This window comes from Streptomyces sp. CC53, assembly GCF_001865245.1.
Taxonomy (GTDB): domain Bacteria; phylum Actinomycetota; class Actinomycetes; order Streptomycetales; family Streptomycetaceae; genus Streptomyces.
This window is the reverse complement of sequence record NZ_MKXB01000150.1, coordinates 19,397-20,322: the sequence shown is the minus strand read 5'-3', so window position 1 is coordinate 20,322 and position 926 is coordinate 19,397. Positions and strand designations below refer to the sequence as shown.

Genomic DNA, 926 nt, shown 5'->3' with positions numbered 1-926 from the left:
CGCCGACGAACGTGGTCTTGCCCACGCCGAAACCACCCGCCACCACGATCTTCGCGCTTGTGGTTGAGCGGGTGGCACCGCCGCTAGAGCTTGCGAAGTCCACTGAGCACCCTTTCGAGCAGTGTCACGTCTGGCTGGCCGCCGGCGGCCTCGTCACCGCCGGGCTGGTGGATGGCGACAAGTCCGGCCTCGGCCAGGTCCGCGACGAGGATCCGGGCGACGCCGAGGGGGATGGAGAGAAGTGCCGAGATCTCGGCCACCGACTTGATCTCGAAGCACAGTCGGCAGATCCGCTGGTGCTCGGGCAACTGCCCGTGCAGCCGGGACGGATCGGCCGTGGTCGACACCAGCGCCTCGATGGCGAGCTGGTACCGGGGTCGTGTCCGGCCGCCGGTCATGGCGTACGGACGGACCAGGGGGTTGTGCGCACCCGTGCCGCCGCCCGCCGGCGCGGAGCGGTGCCGCTGCGTCGGCTGACTGCGCACGTGCTGCTGCGGCTGCTGGTAGGGGTCCTGGTAGGGCTGCTGGTAGCCCTGTCTGCCCGGCGCGGAAGGGAAGTTGAAGCGGTCCGCTTCACCCTGCGACAGATGCGCACCGTCGTACGCCTGATGTCCGCCTGGTGTTGCCACGTTTCCTCCTCCGACTGCCGATCGCCGGTCCATGTCCCTTGAACCGCGCCACCGCACCTTAAGGCGCGGTGGCGAGAAACGCACGGTTCATCTACTAGTTGAGAAGACTGCCTTGCAGTTCCGCGCGGAGGTCCGGGGTCAGGACGCTGCCGGCGCGGTCCACCAGCAGCGCCATCTCGTAGCCCACGAGGCCGATGTCGGCGTCCGGGTGGGCGAGGACGGCCAGCGAGGACCCGTCGGAGATGGACATGATGAAGAGGAAGCCGCGCTCCATCTCCACGACCGTCTGGTTGACCA

General features: G+C 68.5%; 1 protein-coding gene and 2 pseudogenes. All 3 read right to left on the bottom strand.

The annotated features are described in order from the left end of the window. Positions 1–103 (bottom strand): annotated as a pseudogene (locus BJP40_RS35610) (ATP/GTP-binding protein); the annotation flags it as partial. Beyond that, the gene (locus BJP40_RS16175) at positions 84–629 is read right to left on the bottom strand and encodes a DUF742 domain-containing protein (RefSeq protein WP_071280967.1); all 546 of its coding nucleotides are present in this window, start codon (positions 627–629) and stop codon (positions 84–86) included. The pseudogene BJP40_RS35610 and the gene BJP40_RS16175, both read right to left, overlap by 20 nt. A 94-nt stretch (positions 630–723) precedes the next feature. Next, positions 724–926, bottom strand: a pseudogene (locus tag BJP40_RS35605) (roadblock/LC7 domain-containing protein); the annotation flags it as partial.